Source organism: Bradyrhizobium sp. AS23.2, assembly GCF_001908185.1.
Taxonomy (GTDB): Bacteria; Pseudomonadota; Alphaproteobacteria; order Rhizobiales; family Xanthobacteraceae; genus Bradyrhizobium.
Genome location: NZ_LGHM01000035.1, coordinates 78614 through 100950, shown reverse-complemented (window position 1 = coordinate 100950; position 22337 = coordinate 78614). Strand labels below are relative to the sequence as shown.

23 protein-coding genes and 1 pseudogene are annotated in these 22337 nt (G+C 63.6%); 8 read left to right on the top strand and 16 right to left on the bottom strand.

The window, feature by feature from the left end; translation table 11 throughout:
- Positions 1–120 precede the first annotated feature (120 nt).
- A complete protein-coding gene (locus AC630_RS08180; protein ID WP_074117978.1) occupies positions 121–1839 on the bottom strand; it encodes a recombinase family protein in 1719 nt (572 codons plus the stop codon).
- 33 nt (positions 1840–1872) lie between these two features.
- Between AC630_RS08180 and AC630_RS08175 the strand changes: the two are divergent.
- Together AC630_RS08175 and AC630_RS08170 are read left to right on the top strand one after the other, a co-directional pair.
- Positions 1873–2781 (top strand): annotated as a pseudogene (locus AC630_RS08175) (YifB family Mg chelatase-like AAA ATPase); the annotation flags it as partial.
- Positions 2782–2877: 96 nt separating this feature from the next.
- Positions 2878–3345, top strand: coding sequence for a hypothetical protein (locus AC630_RS08170; RefSeq protein ID WP_074117976.1), 468 nt, complete (start codon positions 2878–2880; stop codon positions 3343–3345).
- Positions 3346–3549: 204 nt separating this feature from the next.
- Here AC630_RS08170 and AC630_RS08165 read toward each other — a convergent pair whose 3' ends face one another.
- Positions 3550–3864 (bottom strand): hypothetical protein, encoded by a 315-nt coding sequence (locus tag AC630_RS08165; RefSeq protein WP_143197900.1) that lies wholly within the window; start codon positions 3862–3864, stop codon positions 3550–3552.
- Positions 3865–3869: 5 nt separating this feature from the next.
- On the opposite strand from AC630_RS08165, the gene AC630_RS08160 reads away from it, so the two are divergent.
- Both AC630_RS08160 and AC630_RS08155 read left to right on the top strand, forming a co-directional pair.
- Complete coding sequence (locus tag AC630_RS08160; protein ID WP_245330301.1) at positions 3870–5060, top strand: helix-turn-helix transcriptional regulator; 1191 nt, start codon at positions 3870–3872, stop codon at positions 5058–5060.
- Between the two features lie 226 nt (positions 5061–5286).
- On the top strand, positions 5287–7521 hold the full coding sequence (locus tag AC630_RS08155) for an ATP-binding protein (RefSeq protein ID WP_083636148.1): 2235 nt from the start codon (positions 5287–5289) through the stop codon (positions 7519–7521).
- Between the two features lie 236 nt (positions 7522–7757).
- Here the strand turns inward: AC630_RS08155 and coaA are convergent, their stop codons facing one another.
- The 7 genes from coaA to hisB all read right to left on the bottom strand — a co-directional run bounded on the left by coaA (position 7758) and on the right by hisB (position 12496).
- Positions 7758–8714, bottom strand: a complete 957-nt coding sequence (gene coaA / locus AC630_RS08150) for a type I pantothenate kinase (protein WP_074117974.1) — start codon at positions 8712–8714, stop codon at positions 7758–7760.
- A 23-nt stretch (positions 8715–8737) separates the two neighbouring features.
- Complete coding sequence (locus AC630_RS08145) at positions 8738–9061, bottom strand: phosphoribosyl-ATP diphosphatase (protein ID WP_074117973.1); 324 nt, start codon at positions 9059–9061, stop codon at positions 8738–8740.
- A 79-nt stretch (positions 9062–9140) separates the two neighbouring features.
- The gene (gene hisF / locus AC630_RS08140; RefSeq protein ID WP_074117972.1) at positions 9141–9917 is read right to left on the bottom strand and encodes an imidazole glycerol phosphate synthase subunit HisF; all 777 of its coding nucleotides are present in this window, start codon (positions 9915–9917) and stop codon (positions 9141–9143) included.
- Positions 9918–9927: 10 nt separating this feature from the next.
- Positions 9928–10665 carry a 1-(5-phosphoribosyl)-5-[(5-phosphoribosylamino)methylideneamino]imidazole-4-carboxamide isomerase gene (gene hisA, locus AC630_RS08135; protein WP_074117993.1) on the bottom strand — a complete coding sequence of 246 codons (738 nt, stop codon included), beginning with the start codon at positions 10663–10665 and terminating at the stop codon, positions 9928–9930.
- The gene (gene hisH / locus AC630_RS08130; protein WP_074117971.1) at positions 10662–11312 is read right to left on the bottom strand and encodes an imidazole glycerol phosphate synthase subunit HisH; all 651 of its coding nucleotides are present in this window, start codon (positions 11310–11312) and stop codon (positions 10662–10664) included. Before hisH ends, hisA begins: the two co-directional genes overlap by 4 nt.
- Positions 11309–11839: a DUF2628 domain-containing protein gene (locus AC630_RS08125; protein WP_074117970.1), complete on the bottom strand. Its 531-nt coding sequence runs from the start codon at positions 11837–11839 to the stop codon at positions 11309–11311. Before AC630_RS08125 ends, hisH begins: the two co-directional genes overlap by 4 nt.
- A gap of 63 nt (positions 11840–11902) precedes the next feature.
- On the bottom strand, positions 11903–12496 hold the full coding sequence (gene hisB, locus AC630_RS08120; RefSeq protein ID WP_074117969.1) for an imidazoleglycerol-phosphate dehydratase HisB: 594 nt from the start codon (positions 12494–12496) through the stop codon (positions 11903–11905).
- A gap of 256 nt (positions 12497–12752) precedes the next feature.
- Between hisB and hslV the strand changes: the two genes are divergently transcribed.
- From hslV to hslU, 3 genes are read left to right on the top strand one after another with little or no spacing between them, the layout of a single operon-like run.
- A complete protein-coding gene (hslV, locus tag AC630_RS08115; protein ID WP_074117968.1) occupies positions 12753–13313 on the top strand; it encodes an ATP-dependent protease subunit HslV in 561 nt (186 codons plus the stop codon).
- A gap of 3 nt (positions 13314–13316) precedes the next feature.
- A complete protein-coding gene (locus AC630_RS08110) occupies positions 13317–13937 on the top strand; it encodes a DUF2585 domain-containing protein (protein WP_074117967.1) in 621 nt (206 codons plus the stop codon).
- A 52-nt stretch (positions 13938–13989) separates the two neighbouring features.
- Positions 13990–15294, top strand: coding sequence for an ATP-dependent protease ATPase subunit HslU (gene hslU / locus AC630_RS08105; RefSeq protein WP_074117966.1), 1305 nt, complete (start codon positions 13990–13992; stop codon positions 15292–15294).
- Between the two features lie 153 nt (positions 15295–15447).
- Here hslU and AC630_RS08100 read toward each other — a convergent pair whose 3' ends face one another.
- The 3 genes from AC630_RS08100 to AC630_RS08090 are packed head-to-tail and all read right to left on the bottom strand — an operon-like array spanning position 15448 to position 18303.
- A complete protein-coding gene (locus AC630_RS08100) occupies positions 15448–16038 on the bottom strand; it encodes a Smr/MutS family protein (RefSeq protein ID WP_074117965.1) in 591 nt (196 codons plus the stop codon).
- On the bottom strand, positions 16035–17618 hold the full coding sequence (gene mltA, locus AC630_RS08095; RefSeq protein WP_074117964.1) for a murein transglycosylase A: 1584 nt from the start codon (positions 17616–17618) through the stop codon (positions 16035–16037). Before mltA ends, AC630_RS08100 begins: the two co-directional genes overlap by 4 nt.
- Entirely contained in the window at positions 17596–18303 is a 708-nt protein-coding gene (locus AC630_RS08090; RefSeq protein ID WP_074117963.1) for a Tim44/TimA family putative adaptor protein, read from the bottom strand. Before AC630_RS08090 ends, mltA begins: the two co-directional genes overlap by 23 nt.
- Before the next feature lie 416 nt (positions 18304–18719).
- Here AC630_RS08090 and secB point away from each other — a divergent pair, with 416 nt between their 5' ends.
- Positions 18720–19208, top strand: a complete 489-nt coding sequence (secB, locus tag AC630_RS08085; RefSeq protein ID WP_074117962.1) for a protein-export chaperone SecB — start codon at positions 18720–18722, stop codon at positions 19206–19208.
- On the opposite strand, the gene dnaQ is transcribed toward secB, so the two are convergent.
- The 4 genes from dnaQ to AC630_RS08065 are packed head-to-tail and all read right to left on the bottom strand — an operon-like array spanning position 19205 to position 22031.
- Positions 19205–19921: a DNA polymerase III subunit epsilon gene (dnaQ, locus tag AC630_RS08080; protein WP_074117961.1), complete on the bottom strand. Its 717-nt coding sequence runs from the start codon at positions 19919–19921 to the stop codon at positions 19205–19207. The genes secB and dnaQ overlap by 4 nt on opposite strands.
- Before the next feature lie 30 nt (positions 19922–19951).
- On the bottom strand, positions 19952–20551 hold the full coding sequence (gene coaE / locus AC630_RS08075; protein WP_074117960.1) for a dephospho-CoA kinase: 600 nt from the start codon (positions 20549–20551) through the stop codon (positions 19952–19954).
- Between the two features lie 23 nt (positions 20552–20574).
- Entirely contained in the window at positions 20575–21183 is a 609-nt protein-coding gene (locus AC630_RS08070; protein ID WP_074117959.1) for a Maf family nucleotide pyrophosphatase, read from the bottom strand.
- Positions 21184–21191: 8 nt separating this feature from the next.
- Positions 21192–22031, bottom strand: coding sequence for a pyruvate, water dikinase regulatory protein (locus tag AC630_RS08065; protein ID WP_074117958.1), 840 nt, complete (start codon positions 22029–22031; stop codon positions 21192–21194).
- Positions 22032–22337 lie beyond the last annotated feature (306 nt).

Genomic DNA, 22337 nt, shown 5'->3' with positions numbered 1-22337 from the left:
GCTGTTGAGCGGCGCGGAATAAGTCGCTCTAACCATTGACCATCAAGAATCATCTGGCCCGACAGCGCGACTTTTCCGGCGTGGGAATTTAAGTTCTCTGAGTGACCTGGTTGGGAATCTTTATTTCTCATCCAGCGCTGGTTCGTCGGCTGGCAATTGGATGACCGCTCCATCAGCGGTAACCATCTCGAAATCCGGTCCCGCGCCACTGACCTTCTGGATGAACTTTGTCGGGTTCTCCGGATCGACGAACAAGGTCATTGCGTGTCCATCACGGAAAGCGACCTCGAACCGTTGGTTGTCCGAGAAGACCGTTAGGCGCAGTTCTCTAATTAGGGACTGGAGCTTCGAAGCGATCTGCGCGCGAAGCTTGTAGACGTCACCGCCCCTGCTCGACCGTACACGCTCGATTAGTCGCGCGACCTGATCAGGGTGCTGGTAGTACGTCAATTCCGTCTGTTCGAGGATCGCGATTTGAGCCCGAAGGTGCTGCACAAGGGTTTTCGACTCAGCGAACTCCTGCTCGCGTTTCTTGATCCTATCAGCCAAGAATTCGCTGTTAAAATCGAGCATCTTCATGCCAAGCTCGAATGCACGGCGAAGCTCCTCTTCAAGAAGCTTCATCCTTCCTTCCGTTGCATCAAGCTGCGAACCTAGCTCGGTCTTCTTGCTGGCGTGCTCGGTGGAGGAGACCAAGGAAGCCAAGTCTAGCTTCTCCACGAAACGCAAGAACATCGTCTCGAACTGATCATATCGCCAGCGTCCGGTCATTTCACAGCCGAGATTTCGGACCGCATTCGAACACACAAGGTACGCCTGCCCCTTTGGTGGCACACCCTTGTTTTGGTAGTGCATCGGCGACCCGCAGTAGTCGCAGACTGCAAGTTTCGAAAACAGGTTGGTGAAGTGCCTGCCTTTCGGTCCTCCACTGCCCTTCTTTCCGTTCTCGGGCTTGGTCCTGCGTGAAAGTCGGTCGCGCTGCGCGGTATCAAAGACTTTCTGCGAGACGACACGAGGGAAGTAGTTGCGGATCGGCTCGCCATCGGGCGTTCGTTTGCCACCCTCCATGCGATTGGGTTGGAACGTCCCAATCGCCGCTGCGCTGCTCAGGATTTTATTGACCGTCGAATTTTGCCAGCCTCCCTTGCCTGTGAAGGTCGGAACGCCATCTTCGTTCAGTCGGCGGACGATCGTGAACGTGCCGATCCCGGAAGCAGCCTCGTCGAAAATCCGGCGGACGATCGCAGATCTCTCCTCGATCACGTCGAAGCCAGTGCGGTCTGCAGTGAGACGCAGCCAGCTCGGACAACGGGCCGTGAGCTTCTTCTGACCAATACTGGCCCGTTTTGCCTTCCAGGCCTGTGACAGACGGTCGCTCTTCCGGGCTGATTCCTCGTTCGCCCGGCTCATCTTCGCGATCGAGATGATTAGGTCTTCGAAGCTGATCTTGCCGTTGAAAACGCGCTCATCATCCAGTGTGACCAGAATCAGGCCCGCCTCAACGATCTCCATGAAGGGCTTGAGGGCCACCACGGGCTCCTGCCGGCTCATCCGGTCGAATGACTCGACAAGCAGGTATGATCCCTTCTCGATCTTGCCCTCCCGAACCGCCTCCAGGAACCGTCCAAAAGCCCCTGATGCGAGATTTTTGCCCTTGTAAGCAGAAACCCCAATGTCATGGAGTTCGAAGTCTTCGACTAGCTCAAGGCCATGTCTTTCGGCGTATCTCGCGGAGGCCTCTCGCTGACGGCGAAGGCTGTCGCCCTTCAGCTGGAGGTCCGTGGACATCCTGACGTAGGAATAGGCCTTGGGAAGACCTTTTGGTTGATCTATAACCATCTGGACTCATTAGCATTTGATAATTTAATTGTCCACCATATCCTGATGATCGGTGCGCCCGGCGCTGGCAAGTCTATGCTCGCAGCGCGCCTGCCCTCGATCCTGCCGCCGCTGTCGCCGAGCGAGCTGCTGGAGGTCTCGATGATCGCCTCCGTCGCCGGCGAGATCGAGGGCGGCGCGCTGACCGCGCGGCGTCCGTTCCGCTCGCCGCATCATTCCGCCAGCATGGCCGCGCTGACCGGCGGCGGCATGCGCGCAAAGCCCGGCGAGATCTCGCTCGCGCATCAGGGCGTGCTGTTTCTCGACGAGCTGCCCGAGTTCGATCCGCGCGTGCTGGATTCGCTGCGCCAGCCGCTGGAGAACGGCGAGGTCGCGGTGTCGCGCGCCAATCACCGCGTCACCTATCCGGCGCGCTTCATGCTGATCGCGGCAATGAATCCCTGCCGCTGCGGCAACGCATTCGAACCCGGCTATGCCTGCAAGCGCGGCCGCATCGACCGCTGCACGGGCGACTATCAGGCACGCATCTCCGGCCCGCTGATGGATCGCATCGACCTGCGCATCGAGGTTCCAGCAGTCACCGCAGCCGACTTGATCCTGCCTCCACCAGCGGAAGGATCAGCCGAAGTCGCCGCGCGCGTGGCCGCGGCGCGCGATATCCAGCTTGCGCGTTACGCGGATGCGGGCCTGCCGCATGTCCGCACCAATGCCGAGGCACCCGCCTCCGTGTTGGAAGACATCGCAAAGCTCGACGCGCAGGGCCAGAAGTTGCTGCGCGACGCCGCCGAGACCATGCGGCTGTCGGCCCGCGGCTATCACCGCGTGCTGCGGGTGGCGCGCACGCTCGCCGATCTCGACGGCGCGGACAAGATCGGCCGGCTGCATCTCGCCGAAGCGCTGTCCTACCGCGCACTCGCGGAGGATGTGCGCCAGATGGCGTGACCGCGCCGTCCATCAACCCGGCGGTAACGAGTTTCCTTTACGCTCTGCAAACCATAAGGCCCAACTCGTGTCCCGGGGCCCGGCGAGTAGAGTGTCATGTTGCGTTTCAAGATCCTGGCCTCGGTGGTTCCCCTGCTGGCGGCAGCGGTGTTTGCCCGCAGCGAGATCGGATCGGTCTCGCATCCCTGCATCGCGCTGGGCGAAACCTCCGTCGAGTTGACCTCCCTGTTCTGGACCGCCGGCGTGCATGTCGCCTTCACCGAGGATCCGGCACGGGCCACGGTGCGGGTCCAGATCACCGACGACGCGGACGCCGCGGACTTCGCCGTGGTCGACGATGGTCTCGGCTCCGAGCCGGAATCCTGCCAGGCCAATCCGGCGACACGCCTCATTGCGATCGCTGCGCAGCCGGTCGACGGCGGTCCGGTGATCTATCTCTCCACCGACGGCCCCGCCGACTACCGTATCTATGTGCGCTCGAGGACGTTCTCGCAGCGCGAGGCGGCCGCGCTGATCGTCGGCGCCCATGGCGGCCTGCGTCCTCTCCAGGCCGCTTCGCTCTGAGGCGTTAACGCCTCGTCAACCCTGTCTGGAAGCCGCCCCGAAGCCTCAAGCTGTTCGCAAGGTCGGCAAGACATCAACGTATCGTCGCTCAGGCGTCCGCGGCAGGAACTGCTCGAAGGAACGGCGTTGGGTAGCATCCATCCCGCGCGACGCAGCAGGCGCTGCTCGATGACCCGTTTGTCAGTGCCCGTCGGCGCAACGACTTCAACCGGCCCGGAACACTCTCCGACGCTGCGCGCCCAGCACGGTCACCGCCGCACAGCACACCAGGTTGAGCACCGCGATCAGCGTGAAGAACAGGTCGTAGATGACGAAAGTACCGTAGGCCACAGCGGTCGCGTTGGCCACGACCCATGATCCCCAGGTGAACAGGGAGATGTCGCGTGCGCCGTCTGTGCTGCGCCAGACCGCCATCAATTGCGGCACATAGGTGAAGACGCGCGCCGCGTTGGTCATAATGTAGAGCCAGGCGATCATTGAGTCTGCCGCCCAGGGGACCGGAATGGAGAGCAAGGTCATCTCGGATGGATCACACCGCGGCTGGGGAAGCGAAACCGCAGTCCAGTTGCTGCTGGCCACCAACCAGCGCGTGGTGCAGCGGCACCGCCTGTGCGTTATGGGCGAATGACCCGCCGCAGAAGGCTGGCATGAAGCGTGAGTTCGATGTGTTGGCGATTTTGATTCTCCTGGTGCTTGCCGACACGGACCTTCTGCGCGCCTCGAACTGGGCGCCGCTGGTCGAAGCATCGCAGGCCGCGGACGACGACCGCGGCAGCAACGGCGTCCTCGCCGAACCCTGGATCCTACACACTGAATATCGAGCACCTCGATGCGCTTGGGTACTACCTAGAAAGGTGGTCCCATCTCTCTTATGCTCACCGAAGATCGGTGATCCGCTCACTCTTTTTGGGGACGACATGCATCCATCTGCGGATTCCACCAATCCACCAATCGACGACGTCTATGCACTTTGGGATCGGCTGGCCGAGTTCTCCGCTGGTGACGGCGATGCCGCACTGATCCATTTGCTAACCAGGCTCTGTGCCATGGTCGCAGCACAGAATGCGCTCTGGGCCGTTGTTGTGCGATTGCCTTCGCCCGCGCCAAAGGATCCTTTGTTCGGCTGGCGTCCACGCTTGATTCGGCTCCTGCATCCGGTACCGGCGGTGGCCGCTTCCGTGCAGGAGCAGTTCGACACGCTCTGGTCCTCCAACGTCGACCTCTCGCAGACCCTGGCCGTGTCAGGGGACGAGCCGTTCCGCACCCGCCTGCTCTTCGAGGCACTGCCACCCGAATGGTTCGAAGGCGAGCACTATCGGCGCCACTACCTCGAAGTCGGCCACGGCGACAGCATCTCGGTGCGTTGCGCGCTCAACGACGATGTGCGGATTCATCTCTTCGTGTTTCGCGATGTGCAGGCACCCCGCTTCTCTGCGCCGGACAGCGAGCTTCTGGGCTTCGTGATGCGTGGGCTGAGATGGTTCTACCGGCAGCAACTGCTCAGCCACGGCCTGCTCATCGCCAACTCGCCCCTGACGTCGGCCGAGCGAAGGGTGCTGCTGGGGCTGCTCGACGGATACACGGAAAAGCAGATCGCGCAGAAGCTCGACCAAAGTCCGAACACGACGCATTTCCACATCAAGTCGATCTACGCCAAGTTCGGCGTCCGGAATCGCTCAGCACTCGCCGCGCTGTGGCTCGGCAAGTTGCGATAGCGAACTGCAGGCGCCTTCTCCACGAACGTCTGCTTGTCCATACCAGCCCTGCCCCCTCACAAAATCAGCGTCTGTTCCTAGCACAAGCGGTTCCATCCCGGTGCGCTGGCGTTAACGCCTCGTCAACCCTGTTTGGAAGCCGCCCCGAAGCCTCAAGCTGTTCGCAAGGTCGGCAAGACATCGTCGCACGCGGCGGTGGCAGGTTTCGGACAAGAGTTCAGGGTTGATGGCGATGGGTCGAACGTTCCGGATCAAGGTGCGCATGCGCCGCTTCAGGCGCCGCTATCCCAAGACCGCCTTCGCGATCCGCTCCTTCATGATCTTCTCGGCGACCTTTGGCGCCGCCTACGGTTTCGTCTCCGGCAGCCGGTCCGAGAATTCCGGCTACGATCCCAACGCATTCGCGATCGGCGCCAGCTTCCTGTTCGCGCTCGCCTGCCTTGGCCTGGCCACGCTGAGCATGCGGCTGCGCTTCGTCAACAAGCGGCTGCGCACGCTGGCCGCCCACAACGAGGTGCTTATCGACCGCAATTGGGAGCTGAAGGAAGCCGAGGAACGCGCCCGCAGCCTGTTCGAACAGCAGGGCGACCTGATCGTGCTGCGCGATCATCAGGGCCGCATCACCTTTGCCAACGACGCTTATTGCGCCCTCGCGGGACAGGCGCGCAGTGCGCTGATCGGCACGCGCTTCGATTTCGACCTGCTAGAGCAGGGCGACAGCGCCCGCGAAGCCAGCGGCACGCGCATCCACGACCAGAAGATCGCCACACCGCTCGGCGCGCGCTGGATCGCCTGGCGCGAAGGCTATGTCCGCCTCGATGCCGGCCAGCCCGCCGAATTGCAGAGCGTGGGACGCGACGTCACGGACCGCACCGAGACCGAGCGTGCGCTGTCCGACGCGCGCGATCAGGCCGACGCCGCCAACCGCGCCAAGTCGCGCTTCCTTGCGATGGCCTCGCATGAGATCCGCACGCCGCTCAACGGCATCATCGGCATGGGCGGGCTGCTGCTCGACACCACGCTGACGCCGGAGCAAACGACTTACGCCAGGGCGGTGAAAACCTCCGGCGAAGCGCTGATGGCGCTGATCGAGGAGCTGCTCGACTATTCCAGGATCGAGGCCGGCAAGCTCGATCTCGAACAACGTCCTTTTGCGCTCTTCACCCTGATCGAGGAGATCACCGAGCTGCTCGCGCCCCGGGCGCAGGCGAAGAAGCTCGAGATCGCCGCCTATGTCGACGAGCGCCTATCGCTGGAGGTCATCGGCGACGCGGCGCGGCTGCGGCAGGTGCTGCTCAACCTCGCCGGCAACGCCATCAAGTTCACTGCGAGCGGCGGTGTCGCGCTGATCGTCGAGCCCGGCATCTGGCCGAACGAGATCAGCTTCCTGGTCCGCGACACCGGCATCGGCATCGCGCCGGAAGCGCAGTCGCGCATCTTCCGCGAGTTCGAGCAGGCCGACGAGCGCGTTGCCCGCACCTATGGCGGCACCGGGCTCGGCCTTGCCATCAGCGAGCGCATCGTCAACCGCATGGGCGGCCGGATCACACTGGAGAGCGAGCCGGGCAAGGGCTCGACCTTCGACGTCGCGGTCCCGCTAGCGGCATCGCAAGCCGGCGCAGGACCGTCGGCATTCCCGAGTCCCGACCTCGCCGGCAAGTCGATCCTCCTGATTGCCGACGGCATCGAGGCATCGCTGATCGCGCGGCGGCTGGAGCGCTGGGGCGGCCAGACCTGCATGGTCTCCGACGCGTCAGTCGCTGAGGCACTGCTGCCCGAGCGATCATGGCATGCGGTGCTGATCGACCGTGCGCTCGGTCCTGGTGTTGTCGACCGCCTGGGCGAGGTCGCCCGCGCGCATGCGGCCCAACGGCTGGTGCTGCTGACGTCGAGCTCGCGCCACGAGAAGATTTCGGCGGCCTTCACCGGCTTTCTGGTGAAGCCGCTGCGCGCGGCCTCGCTCGCCGCACGCCTGGCGCTGACGCCGGAGGTCGCCTCGCCCGATCTGGCGCCGGAGCCTCCGGTTGAATCCACCGCAGGTGCGGTGCCGGCGAAAGGCCTTTCAATCCTCGTCGCAGAGGATAACGAGATCAACGCACTCTTGATGCGCTCGCTGCTGAGCAAGCTCGGACATCGCGTCGTCATCGCCGTCCACGGCGAGGCCGCACTGGAATCCTGGCTCGCCGCTTCATCCGCGGGCACGCCCTATGATCTCGTGCTGATGGACATCCAGATGCCGCAGCTCGACGGCATCGAGGCAACAGAACGCATCCGCGCGCATGAGGCAGCCACGGGCGGCCGCCACACGCCGATCCTGGCGCTCACCGCCAATACGCTGGTGGAGGATCGCTATGCGTGCTTCGAGGCGGGCATGAATGGATTCCTGATCAAGCCGCTCGATCGCGAGAAGCTCGAGGAGGCGCTTGCCGGGCTCGCGGCGTCACGGCATCTGGCCGTGTAGAGAGGTCCCTCCGCCGTCATTGCGAGCGCAGCGAAGCAATCCAGAGTCTCTCCGCGGAAACAGTCTGGATTGCTTCGCTGCGCTCGCAATGACGATGTGGGGACAGTCAAGCCACGAAGCATCCAGCCGTAGGGTGGGCAAAGCGTAGCGTCCCCACCATTCACGTTCGACCACATCGATAGATGGTGGACACGGCGCGCGAAGAGCGCGCCTTTGCCTACCCTACGGAGCTGGGCCTACAGCCGCCTGAGCGCCACGCTCTCCACTGCGTGATCTGCGCCCTTCTTCAGGATCAGCGTCGCGCGGGGACGGGTCGGCAGGATGTTGTCCTCGAGATTGGCGAGGTTGGTACGCTCCCAGATCGCGATCGCTGTGGCGGTGGCTTCCTCGTCCGACAGCAGCGCGTAGCGATTGAAGTAGGATTTTGGATTGGTGAACGCGGTGTCGCGCAGCGCCAGGAAGCGCTTGACGTACCACTGCCGCAGCGCAGCCTCGTCGGCGTCGATATAGACCGAGAAGTCGAAGAAGTCGGAGACCACGGGCACCGCCTTGCCGTCACGCGGCAGCTTACCGGTCTGCAGCACGTTGACGCCTTCGACGATCAGGATGTCGGGCTGGTCGATCTCGATCCATTCGTTCGGCACGATGTCGTAGGTCAAATGCGAATAGACCGGCGAACGCACATGGCGGCGGCCCGCTTTGATATCGGACAGGAACCCGAGCAGCAGCGGCAGGTCGTAGCTCTCCGGAAAGCCCTTCTTCTGCAGGATGCCCTGCTGCTCGAGCAGGGCCTTCGGGTAAAGAAATCCGTCCGTGGTGATCAGTTCGACCTTCGGACGCGGCGACCAGCGCGCCAGCAAGGCCTGGAGCACGCGGGCTGTGGTGGATTTTCCGACCGCGACCGAGCCGGCGACGCCGATGATGTAGGGCACCTTGCGGTCGCGGATGTTGAGGAACTGACGCTCCGCGTAATACAGGCGCTGCATCGCATCGACATAGATCGAGAGCAGGCGCGACAGCGGAAGATAAATGTCTTCGACTTCCTGGAGATCGAGGCGATCGTGCAGCGAACGCAGCCGGTCGAACTCGCCCGGCTCCAGCGTCATCGGCGTGTCGTCGCGCAGACGCGACCACTCTTCGCGCGTATAGATCCGGTACGGATTATACTGCTGCTCGGGAGCGCGGATATCCATGACGCGACCTTCTCCGTTGGGATCTACTGGCCCTTGCGCGAAGCCTTCTCTTCCAACCCTGACATCGAGGTTCGCTTGTCCAGCGCGGCCTCGACCTCTTCCAATTTTACGCCGCGTGCCTTGAGCAGCACAAGGAAGTGATAGAGCAGGTCAGCACTCTCGGCGATCAGATGCGCGCGATCGTTTTCGACTGCTGCGATTACGGTTTCGACTGCTTCCTCGCCGAACTTCTTGGCGCAATGCTCGGCACCCTTGTCGAGGAGCTTGCGGGTGTAGGAGCTCTCGCCGCCGGCCGCCGCACGGGCGTCGATGGTCTCGGCCAGATCGTGGATCGTGAAACGCGACATAGGAATTACTCAGAAATACACCGGGCCGACGGAGGCCATTCCCCGTCGGCCTGTGTAGCACTCTTATGAACCGGAGTCGTCAGGGATCGAGGCGCATGGGCAACCCGCGCCGGGCCATGTGCTCCTTGGCTTCACGGATGGTGAATTCCCCGAAGTGGAAGATCGAGGCGGCCAGCACAGCGGTGGCGTGCCCGTCGCGGATACCGTCGACGAGATGATCGAGATTGCCGACGCCGCCCGAGGCGATCACGGGAACGGAAACGCTGTCGGCGATCGCCCGGGTCAGCGGGATGTCGAAGCCCTGCCTGGTGCCATCGCGGTCCATCGAGGTTAGCAGGATTTCACCTGCGCCGAGCGAGACCACTTCCTGCGCATATTCGATGGCGTCGATGCCGGTCGAGTTACGGCCGCCATGGGTAAATATCTCCCAGCGGTCGGAGCCGCCGGGGCGCTTGACCCGCTTGGCGTCGATCGCGACCACTACGCACTGCCCGCCGAACTTTTCAGCGGCTTCCTTGACGAACTCGCGCCGCGACACCGCGGCGCTGTTGATGGAGACCTTGTCGGCGCCGGCGCGCAGCAACGTCCTGATATCGTCGACCTTGCGCACGCCGCCGCCGACGGTAACAGGCATGAAGCAGGCCTCCGCGGTGCGCCGGACCACGTCCAGCATGATACCGCGGTTCTCATGGGTCGCAGTGATGTCGAGGAAAGTGAGCTCGTCCGCGCCGGCCGCGTCATAGGCGATCGCAGCCTCGACGGGATCGCCGGCATCACGCAGATCGACAAAGTTGACGCCCTTGACGACCCGGCCGTCCTTGACGTCGAGGCAGGGGATCACGCGCACCTTGAACATCTGATGTCTCCTACGCGGCGCGCGCGTTACGGATCAGGGTGAGGGCGGTAGCGGGATCGAGCCGGCCGTCATAGAGCGCACGGCCGGCGATCGCGCCGGCGAGCTTTTTGGCGCGCGGCGTCAGCATCGCCTCGACGTCCTCGATCGAGGCGAGGCCGCCGGAGGCGATCACGGGGATCGAGATGGCGTCGGCCAGCGCGATCGTCGCATCGAGGTTCAAGCCCTTGAGCAGGCCATCGCGCGCGATGTCGGTGAAGATGATGGCGGCAACGCCGGCATCCTCGAAACGCTGCGCGATCTCCAGCACAGTCACCTGCGAGGTCTCGGCCCAGCCTTCGACGGCGACCTTGCCGTCGCGGGCATCGAGACCGACCGCTACGCGGCCAGGGAATTTCTTCGCCGCGGCCTTCACCAGCTCCGGATCGCGCACCGCGGCGGTGCCGATGATGACGCGAGTAATGCCCTTGGCGAGCCAGGCTTCGACGGTCGCGAGATCGCGAATGCCGCCGCCGAGCTGCACAGGGATCTTGATCGTCGTCAGCATGGCCTCGACGGCCTGCGCATTCACCGGCTTGCCGGCGAACGCACCGTCGAGGTCGACGACGTGGAGATACTCAAAGCCCTGCTCGGCAAAGCTCTGCGCCTGCGCGGCGGGATTGAGATTGAACACGGTCGCGCGCGCCATGTCGCCTTGCTCGAGGCGCACGCACTGGCCGTTCTTGAGGTCGATCGCGGGAAAGAGAATCACGGTTTCCATCGCAAAAAGTTCGAGATCAGGGCCAGACCGAAGCGCTGGCTCTTCTCGGGGTGGAACTGGGTGCCGATGGCGGTGTCCTTCGCGACGATCGCGGTGACCGGCCCGCCATAGTCGGCACGCGCGAGCACGTCCGCCTCATTGGCGGCGTTGAGATGGTAGGAGTGCACGAAATAGGCGTGCTGGCCCTTGGGACCGAGCGGCAGCTTGTTCAGCACCGGATGCTCGCGCAGCACGTCCAGCGTGTTCCAGCCCATGTGCGGGATCTTCAGGCTTTCGTCGCGCGGCGTAATCTTTTCGACGTCGCCGCCGATCCAGTTCAGGCCCTCAGTGATGACGTGCTCCTTGCCGCGCGTGGCGAACAGCTGCATGCCGACGCAGATGCCGAACATCGGCCGCGCCTTGACGCGCACAGCTTCGGTGATCGCCTCGACCATGCCGTTGACCGCATCGAGCCCACGCCGGCAATCGGCGAATGCGCCCACGCCCGGCAGCACCAGACGGTCAGCGCCATAGGCCTGGTCCGGATCGCTGGTGACGAAGACCTTCTGCGGATGCTCCAGGCTGCGCGCAGCGCGCTCGAACGCCTTGGCGGCGGAATGCAGATTACCGGAACCGTAATCGATGATGGCGATGCTCATCTTGACCTTCCCGGTTCTGGAAACAATCCGATAATGCCGCCCGCCGGCAGCGGCGGCGGGTTCGAAAATTGCTGACCTGGCGCATTGCGGGTCGGTGGCGGGCCGCCGCGATCAACGGCCCATTGATCGTTGACGATGCCGTGCTGCTTCTGGCTCCAGCGCTCGAAGAAGCGACGCTCGGCGGTATCCTCGTCGTCGGCAATTACGACATCGAGCTGACGCCACTTGCCGCGCGAGAGGGTCCAGCGGCGCAGGCTCGAGGCCTCAAAGCCCATCAGCAGCGCGACGATGACATCGGCGAGGAAGATCGAGCTGCGGCCGATGCCCAGGCTGGAGAGCCCCGCGTTGAACGCGGCGACGAAGATCACCCAGCCGATCAGCGCCAGCCACAGCCGATTCCACAACAGCCAGAGCGGGCCGAAGATCATGGCCCAGAAATGGAAGCCGTCGCGCACGAAGACAAACCTATCGGTCGCGCGCAGATCGGCTCCGGCAGGGGAGGGAGCATGAACTGTATAGACAGGCATGGCGATGCCCCGTTCTTCGAATTCAGTGATACCGCAAGCGGCGCGCGCTGCCGGCCCGAGACGTCAGCCGCCGAGCGAGCCCTTGGTGGACGGGATTTCACCCGCCGCCTTCGGATCGATCGCGACCGCCGCTCGCAGCGTCCGCGCCAGACCCTTGAAGCAGGACTCGGCGATATGATGGCTGTTATCGCCATATAGGGTCTCGACGTGGAGAGTCACGCCCGCGTTCATGGCGAAGGCCTGGAACCACTCGCGCACCAGCTCGGTGTCGAACTCGCCGATCTTGTCGCGGGGGAAGTCGACCTTGAACACCAGGAACGGGCGGCCCGAGATGTCGATGACGACGCGCGACAGCGTCTCGTCCATGGGCATGTGGATGCCGGCATAGCGGGTGATGCCCGCCATGTTGCCGAGCGCCTGCTTGACGGCCTGGCCGAGCGCAATACCGGTGTCTTCGGTCGTATGGTGATAATCAATGTGCAAATCGCCCACCGCCTTGACCGTGAGGTCGATGCGGGAATGGCGGGCGAGGAGATCGAGCATATGGTCGAAAAAGCCGATGCCGGTCGCGATATTGGACACGCCGGATCCATCGAGGTTCACGGTCACCTCGATGTCGGTCTCCTTGGTCTTGCGCTTGATCGTCGCGGTGCGCATGGAAAAGCGGTTTCCACTTTGGTTTTGAGCATGATCTTCTCGGAAAACCGGTACCCACTTTTCCGGATCATGCTCTTTTGAGCCGAAAACGGCGGTCTTTTAACAGCCAAATGACGCCTTCGCTACTGCGGTAACGCCTTAGCAGGGCAGCACTTGAGCTTATCTTGGGCCTATGGTGAGCGAAATTTGAGGCCGGAACGGCCCGTTGTGCCCCTGCCCCTGACCGCCTAAATCAGGCCGGACAACGAGGTATTTCATGCAGAATTCCCAGAACAGCTCGCCGGTCTGGCACGGCACCACGATTTTGACGGTCCGCAAGGGCGGCAAGGTGGTGGTCGGTGGCGACGGCCAGGTCTCGATCGGCCAGACCGTCATCAAGTCCAACGCCAAGAAAGTCCGGAAACTCGGCAAGGGCGACGTGATCGGCGGCTTTGCCGGCGCCACCGCCGACGCCTTCACGCTCTTTGAGCGGTTGGAATCCAAACTCGAGCAATATCCGGGGCAATTGACCCGGGCCGCGGTCGAGCTCGCCAAGGACTGGCGCACCGACCGTTACCTGCGGCGGCTGGAGGCGATGATGATCGTGGCCGACAAGGACGTCTCCCTGGTCCTGACCGGCACCGGCGACGTGCTCGAGCCCGAGGCCGGCGTGATGGCGATTGGCTCCGGCGGCAACTATGCCCTGGCCGCGGCGCGGGCCCTGGTCGACACCGACAAGGACGCCGAAACCATCGTCCGCCGCTCCCTCGACATCGCCGCCGACATCTGCGTCTACACCAACCGCAATGTGACCATCGAAAGCCTGGCGACCGGCTAGGCCATGGCATTGGCCCGCAGCTCCAGCACGACCCAACCCGCGCTCGCGCCGGCACTATGGGTCGGCATCGCCCTGTCGCTGCTGGCGCTGCAGGCCTCGATCCTGTTCGCGATGGGGCGGGTGCCGATCTGCACCTGCGGCTACGTCAAGCTGTGGCATGGCGTGGTGAACAGTTCGGAGAACTCCCAGCACATTGCCGACTGGTACAGTTTTTCGCACGTCCTCCACGGCTTCCTGTTCTACGGCTTGACCTGGCTCTTGTTCGTGCGCCTGCCTTGGCTACTCCTGTCCTGGCCGGCACGGCTGATCATCGCCATGCTGATCGAGGGCGCCTGGGAGCTCGTCGAGAACTCACCATTCATCATCGAGCGCTACCGCGCCGGCACGATCTCACTGGACTACTACGGCGACAGCATCGTCAATTCGGTCTCGGACACGCTGTTCATGGTGCTGGGGTTCCTCACCGCGCGCGTGCTGCCGGTCCCGGCCACCGTCGTGATCGGGCTCGCCTTCGAAATCATGATGGCGCTCCATATTCGCGACAATCTGACGCTGAATATCCTGATGCTGATCCATCCGATCGACGCCGTGAAGCAATGGCAGTCCGGCCCGCCCATCATCTGACGCCGAAAAATGCAGCTTGTCCCGGCCCGCATCTAACCCTAGCTAAGATCCCATGACAGACTTCTCCCCCCGCGAAATCGTTTCCGAACTCGACCGTTTCATCGTCGGCCAGACCGATGCCAAGCGCGCCGTCTCAATCGCGCTGCGCAACCGCTGGCGACGGCAGCAGCTCACTGGATCCTTGCGCGAGGAGGTGCTGCCGAAGAACATCCTGATGATCGGCCCGACCGGCGTCGGCAAGACCGAGATCGCGCGCCGGCTCGCCAGGCTCGCAAATGCGCCGTTCCTGAAGGTGGAAGCCACGAAATTCACCGAGGTCGGGTATGTCGGCCGCGACGTCGAGCAGATCGTGCGCGATCTCGTCGAGGTCGCGATCATCCAGGTGCGCGAGCGCAAACGCAAGGACGTGCAGGCGCGCGCCCAGCTCGCGGCGGAAGAGCGCGTGCTCGACGCGCTGGTCGGTGCCAATGCCAGCTCCGCGACGCGGGAATCCTTCCGCAAGAAGCTGCGCGCCGGCGAACTCAACGACAAGGAAATCGAAATCGAGACGCAGTCGTCCGGCGGCGGCATGCCGATGTTCGAAATCCCGGGCATGCCGGGCGCGCAGATGGGCGCGATCTCGATCGGCGACATCTTCGGCAAGCTGGGCGGCCGCAGCAAGACGCGGCGGCTGACGGTCGAGGGTTCGCACGAGATCCTCGTCAACGAGGAATCCGACAAGCTGCTGGACGCTGACCAGTTGACGCTGGAGGCGATCAGCGCGGTCGAGAACAACGGCATCGTGTTCCTGGACGAGATCGACAAGATCTGCGCGCGCGAGGGCCGCGTCGGCGGCGACGTCTCGCGCGAGGGCGTGCAGCGCGATCTCTTGCCGCTGATCGAGGGCACCACGGTCTCGACCAAGCACGGCGCGGTGAAGACCGACCACATCCTGTTCATTGCATCGGGCGCCTTCCACGTCGCAAAGCCGTCCGACCTGTTGCCGGAATTGCAGGGCCGCCTGCCGATCCGCGTCGAGTTGCAGGCGCTGACCCGCGACGACATGCGGCGCATTTTGACGGAGCCCGAGGCCTCGCTGATCAAGCAATATGTCGCCTTGATGCAGACCGAGGGCGTGACGCTCGACATCACCGACAGCGCCATTGACGCGCTCGCCGACGTCGCCGTGGCCGTCAACTCCACCGTCGAGAACATCGGCGCGCGGCGGCTGCAGACGGTGATGGAGCGGGTGCTGGACGAGATCTCCTTCACTGCGCCCGACCGCAGCGGCGAGACCGTCCGGATCGACGCGGACTTCGTGCAGAAGCACGTCGGCGACCTCGCCAAGAACGCCGATCTCAGCCGGTTCATTTTGTAATTCGGACACCTGGGGCCGCCTGCCCTACAACATCCTCGGCGTGCCTGTTTTCGCGCTGGATTTCGAACTGGGCGGTCTGCCTGATCTCCGCGCAAACGCGTTCCGCGTTTGTCGCGAGGGAAAACCGGTCGCCACTTTTCCGGATCATGCTCTCTAAATTCTAGCCCGGCGGATTCGCACGTAAAGCGCGCCCTCGCCGCCATGGCCGATATGCGCCTCTTCAAATCCGACGACGAAGGCGCGGAATTCCGGCAGGCTCAGCCATTCCGGCACCTGGCGGCGAAGCACGCCGCTTTCGCCGCCGCTCCGGCCCTTGCCGGTGATGACCAGCACGAAGGTCAGGCCGTCGTGATGGGCGCGGTGCAGGAAGCCGGTCAAGGCGCGATGGGCGCGCATCTGGGTCATACCGTGCAGATCGAGGCGCGCCTCGATCTCGCTGCGGCCGCGCGACAGTTTTGCCCGCTCGCGCTTGCCGAGCGGCGCCAGCGGCGGCATGGCCGGTTTTACCACGCGCGGCGCCGGCGCAGCGGCAACGGGCCTTGGCGACGAAGCAGGTCTCACGGCGGGCGCGACGGGTGAAGGCTCGGCGCGCGGGGCGGCTTGCGCCTTTGCCACGCGATGCTTCCTGAGCGGCTTGATATGTTTGGCGACGAGGTCCCACAGCTCGCGCTCTTCCTCGCTCAGCGTGCGGCGGCGCGGCGAGGGACGAGGCTCAAGCACGGGCGGACGAGACGATCGCTTCATTGCCAGTTGGAACGACGATTCACGCGCTTGCGCTGCTCGCGGTCGGGCTTGATGTTGGGACGCGGCTCCGGCAGCGGCACCGGGCTTGCCACCGCAACGGTGGCGTCCCTGGCTTGTGGCACGGTGGAAGAGGCCGCGCCAGCCTTGCTTGATTCAGCCGGCTTCACCGCGGCCGCCGCGCTCTTCGGATCCTTGGCAGAATCCTTGGCGGGATCGGTTTGCGGAAACAGCTTTGCGATCTTTTCCGATGGCCGCGGGTCGGGTACCGGCAGCCGCGCGCCGCGCATAGTGGGATCGAGGCTCTTCGGCACCAGCATCACGAAATGCATCGCGTGGCGCAGCCGGCCCGAGACGCGGCCGGCCTCGTGGCCGGCGCCGAAATAGAGATCGGCACGCGCCGGACCGATGATGGCCGAGCCGGTATCCTGCGCGATCATCAGCCGATGGAACGGCGTCTTCGAGCGCTCCGAATCGATCGGCAGCTCGCCCTCGATGAAGAAGGGCGTGCCGTAGACATGCAGCGACTTGTCGACCGCGATCGAGCGGCCGGCCGTCAGCGGAATGCCTTGCGCGCCGACCGCCTCGTCCTTGTCGGACAGATTGACCTCGCGGAAGAAGATGTAGGCTCGGTTCTGGCGGCGCAGCTCCCTGGCGCCATCGGGGTTCTGCGCCATCCACTCCCTGATCTTCTGCATCGACATCTCTTCCTTCGGAATGATGCCGCGCTCGATCAGGATGCGACCGACCGCCGTGTAGGGATAGCCGTTATAGGCGTCGTAGTTGAGCCGGACCGTGGTGCCGTCGTCGAACTTGATTCGCGCCGAGCCCTGGATCTGGGCGAACAGCAGATCGGTCGGGTCCTTCAGCCAAGCGATTTCCAGCCCGCGGCCGGCGATCTTGCCGTCCTCGATCTCGCCGCGATCGTAATAGGGCACGAGCTTGCGGCGGCCGATCTTGCGATAGACCGGGCCCTTGTTGGGCAGGCTGACCGAGTCCTGCTTGTAGCCGCGCACGAACAGGTTCGACGGGCGGCGATAGACCGGCACGTTGTAGACATCGGTCTGCGTTCGCGATCCCTCCAGCACCGGCTCATAGTAGCCGGTGACAAACCCATCGGGCTCACCGAGACGGGAGATGCGCAGCGGCGCGAAATTCTGCTCGAAGAAGGTTTTGGCTTTGGCGTCGTCGGTGAGCTCAAGCGACTTGGCGGCTCGGCAGGGCTCGCTCAGCGAAGCACCCAGCGCCTTCGGTTCGGGAGCGCCGGTCTGCCCGTTGATCGACCGGCAGCTCGCGCGGAACGTCTTGTAGGCAGCAAGATGATCGTCATCGCTCCAGCCCTTCACGTCTGCCCAGGCCAGCGGCAGATATTGCGCGCCGGGAATTTCGAATGGCAGTGGAAGTTGCGGATAGGGCAAGTGCCGCGGCGGGGCGGCCGGCAATTCCGGGAGATGATGATGGCTGCGATAGTGGCGCCGCGCCGCCTCGGCGCCGAGCGAAAACGAGGAGAGCGCGACGACACCTGCGCAGAGCGCCGTCGCGCTGTTCTTCAGGAAAACCTTAATTAGCGCTTCCGGTGCCAACCAGCTTCCAGTTCGGATCGCGAGAGGTGGTATCGCGGGCGAAAGTCCAGATGTCGGTGATGTCGGCGACCGTGTCGGCGCTGCCGTCGACGATGCTGCCGGCCTTGTCGCGGGTGACCGAGATCATCTGCGAGACGAAGCGCACGGTGAGCTGGGCGGTACGATCGCGCAGCTCGGCGCCGACGAGCTCGGCCTTGTCGATCGAGACGAACCGCGTCTCGGTCTTCTGCTCGTTCTTCTCGCGGTCCTTGATCGCAGCATCGAAGCTTTCATAGACCTCTGACGACAAGAGATCGCGCAGCGCGCGGCGGTCGCCATTGGCGAAGGCCAGCACGATCATCTCGTAGGCACCACGGGCGCCCGAGATGAAGTGGCGCGGGTCGAAGGTGGAATCCTTGTCGACGATAGCATCGAGACCCTGAGCGAGCGCAGTGCCCGGCTCGGCCAGGCCCTTCCAGCGGTCGGAGGGCGGGGTCGGCTCGGCCGTCGGCGCCAGCGGGGCCTGGTCGATCACCTTGCCCGGCATGGTCACGACGTTCTTGTCTTGGGCACCCCCCAGCGCGTTGCGGGCGGCGGTGCGGTCGAAAGGCGGCCGCTCATTGCCCGTCCGCTGTCCCAGCACGCTGCGCAGCCGCAGGAAAATAAAGACCGCCAGCGCCAGGAAGATGATGGTGTAGATGTCCACGTCGTATTCGCTTTCTGGTCTTCTCTAGAAAGGGGCCGTCTAAAAGGGGTCGCCGCCGGGAAAATCAATCCGGCCAGTAGACCGTTCCATACGGAAACGGCAAGTCTACATCACCATTTTAGGTCCGCGTCAGGTCCGTGGCATGTAGGCACGAAATCTTGCCCGGCCAATGGCGCCTTTTGGCACAGCGGCGAGTGTAGCGCGTTTTATGCTTAAGGGGAAACCCGATCCTGCCCGGAAATCGCGCATCTTCAATCGTTTAACGTGCGATTTCGCCGAAGGAGCGGGGTGAACGTGACAGTTGTGGGCGCGGCCCGGATTCCCCATCCGGGACCGTTCGTCCTTGTGGAATGAGGCGGCCTTATGTTAGCCAACCGCCGCGAAATTCAGCCCCAATCGGGTAAGGAGAGACTCTTATGACCAACGGCAATGGCACCCCTCCCGAGGCGGCCCAGGCTCCCCAGCTCAACGTGCTGGCGCAATATACCAAGGATCTTTCGTTCGAAAATCCGAACGCGCCGAGCTCGCTCCAGCAGCAGGGCCAGCAGCCCCAGATCAACATTCAGATCAACGTCAGCGCCAACAATCTCAGCGAACATGAGTTCGAGGTGACGCTGTCGGTCGAGGGCAAGGCCGAGACCGCGGGCAAGGTGATGTTTTCGTTCGAGCTCGCCTATGCCGGCGTGTTCCGGATCGTCAACGTGCCGAAGGAAAATCTGCACCCGCTGGTCATGATCGAATGCCCGCGCCTGCTGTTCCCGTTCGCCCGCGAGATCATCGCGACCGCGGTGCGCGACGGCGGGTTCCCGCCCCTGATGCTGGATCCGGTCGACTTCGTCGGTCTCTATCGTCAGAACATGGAGCGGCAAATGGCCGCCGGTGGTCAGCCGGCCGGCCAAGCCTAACCGGCCGGAGGGGCGGCTGGAGCGGGCAGGAACTCGTTCCAGATCGCCTTGTCGCCGAGCGTTGCGATGAAGGCCCGGTGGGCCTCGCGCTCGGCGTCTGAAATCCGCGGCGCAAGCGGCACAGGCCGCAGCCGCCGGGGCGCGTCGCCGGCCGCATTGACACGGATCTCGTCGCTCTCCGAAGCCAGGAGCAGCTGCGACTGCCGCGCTCCGACCAGGTCGACATAGACCTCAGCCAGGAGCTCGGCGTCGAGCAACGCGCCGTGCTTGGTGCGGTGTGAATTGTCGATCGAATAGCGCGAACAGAGATCGTCAAGTCGGTTCGACACACCCGGATGCTTGCGCCGCGCCAGCAGCAGCGTATCGACCAACCGCTCCCGCGGGATCGCCGCGCGCTTGATCTTGTCGAGCTCGGCATTGATGAAGCTGATGTCGAACGAAGCGTTGTGGATCACCAGCGGCGCATCGCCAATGAACCCCAGAAACGCGTCGACGACCTCGTGGAATAACGGCTTGGTCGACAGGAATTCGGCTGACAGCCCGTGCACCGCAAAGGCTTCCGCCGGCATGTCCCGTTCGGGATTGATATAGACGTGATACGTCTGACCCGTCGGCATGCGGTTGAAAATCTCGACGCAGCCGATTTCAACCAGCCGATCGCCGCGGAGCGGATCGAGGCCGGTGGTTTCGGTATCGAGAACGATTTCACGCATGATTTTGGGACGCCGTATAAAGGCGACGAATCAGGCTCGCCGCTGCGGCATCTTAACGACCTCGGCCAGGATGTGCGTGATTTGCGTCCGCACAGGCTCAAGTCCGTATGACGTATCCACCACGAAATCGGCACGCCGGCGCTTTTCGGCGTCGGGCGTCTGCTTGGCGATGATGGCGTCGAGTTTTGCCTCGTCCATCGTGCCGCGCGCCAGCACGCGCTCGCGCTGCAGTTCCGGCGAGGTCGACACGACGACGACAGCGTCGACGCGCTTCTCGCCGCCGGTCTCGAACAGCAGCGGGATGTCGAGAACCACGACCGGCGCTTTGGCCGCTTCAGCGTCGCCAAAGAATTTTTGCCGGGAGGCGCCAAGCATCGGATGGACGATCTGCTCGAGCTGCTTGATCGCGGCAGGATCGTGCACGACGCGCGCGGACAGTTTTGGCCGATCGACCTTGCCGTTCACGGTGGTCCCCGGGAAGGCGGCCTCAATCGCCGGGGCAGCCTCGCCCTCGTAGAGCTGGTGGACGGCAGCGTCGGCGTCGTAGACGGGAACGCCGGCTTCCGCGAACAATTTCGCGGTGGTGGATTTGCCCATTCCGATCGAGCCGGTCAGTCCAAGGATCCGCATCAGCCCACAGCCATGTCTGTCATTCACACCGCAACTAGCCGTTCGCGCCGCAGGAACGCAAGCAGGGGCAGCAGCGGCAGGCCGAGAATGGTGAAATGGTCGCCCTCGATGCGCTCGAACAGATGGACGCCAAGGCCCTCGAGCTGATAGGCGCCGACGCTGGTCGTGACCGCATCGCCGGCGGCGTCGAGATAGGCTGAAAGATCAGCCTCGGTCATCTGCCGCATGGTCATGCGGGCCACGGAGACATCCTCGAAGACAATCTTGCCGTCATGCGCCACAGCCACGGCGGAATTCAGCTCATGGCAGTTGCCGGCCAGATCGCGCAACTGCGCCGTCGCCTGCACACGGCCGGCGGGCTTGTTGAAGAGACGCTCGCCAAGGGCCAGCGTCTGATCGGCGCCGATCACGTAGCTGCCCGGGCGATTGGCCGATACCGCCTTTGCCTTCTCACGCGCCAGCAACAGGGCGATCTCGCGCGGGTTTGAAAGTTTCGAAGCGGTCTGAATCCCGCGCTCATCGATGTCGGCTGTGACTGCCTCGAATTCGAGACCGGCATTCGCCAGCAGCATTTTGCGCGCGCTGCTTTGCGACGCCAGGATCAACGGAGAATTGCCGAGCCACTGACCCATCGCGAAGACTATTCCGAGGGCCGGTTACGCTGGCGGTCGGTATAGAGCTTCATGATCGCCGCAGCAGTTTCCTCGATCGAGCGCCGGGTCACATCGAGCAGGGGCCAATCGTGCTTGGCGCTGAGCTTGCGGGCGAACGCGACTTCGTCGGCGACCGCCTGCCTGTCGGTATAGGTGTCACTGCCCGAATTGGCGCCCATGGAGAGCAAACGGTTCTGGCGAACCTGGATCAAGCGTTCCGGTGTCGCATGCAGACTCACCACGAGCGGCCGGATCAGCGTCTCCAGTTGCGAAGGCACCGGAATGCCTGGAACCAGCGGAACGTTGGCGGTGCGGATGCCGCGATTGGCCAGATAGATCGAAGTTGGCGTTTTGGAGGTGCGTGAGACGCCAACGAGCACGACGTCGGCATCATCGAGACCTTCGACGTGCTGGCCGTCGTCATGAATCATCGTGTAGTTCAGCGCGTCGATGCGCTTGAAATATTCCGCATTGAGGACGTGCTGGGCGCCGACACGACCCGTGGTCGCAGCGCCAAGATAGGCCTCGAACAGCTGCATCACCGGACCGATGATCGACAGGCTCGGAACATTGATCTCCTTGCACTTGTCCTCGAGCCGCGAGACCAGATCCTTCTCGAGCAACGTGAACAGCACAATCCCCGGCGCTTCCTCGATCTCGTCGAGCACGCGATCGAGCTGCTTCTGGCTGCGCACCAGCGGATAGACATGCTCGACCGGCGTCACGTTGGCGTATTGGGCGGCGACCGCGCGCGCCACGGTAATCAGCGTCTCGCCGGTGGAGTCGGAGACGAGGTGAAGATGGAAATAATTGTTCGAGGTCGGCACAAAAACTCTTTGAATTTCGACGGGGCAGTTTGTGGATTTCTGTGGAGCTTAACCCCTCGGAAAGGGATGTGCGACACCAGGGGCGGGACAACGGCCAATTTTCTTCACACCGCTGCCCGTCAGAACAAGTCCGGCGCCCTGTCGAGACGGAAACGGGATTGCGCGGACAACCCCCTTGATAAGCTCCCGACAGAAACGCGCAAGCCTTTGAAGCTGGCCGACTTATCCTGAGCGACCAGAGCCATCCGGGATATGTTGACGGATGTGAACAAACGCGCGTGAACTTGCGGACGGAATTGCGTGAGT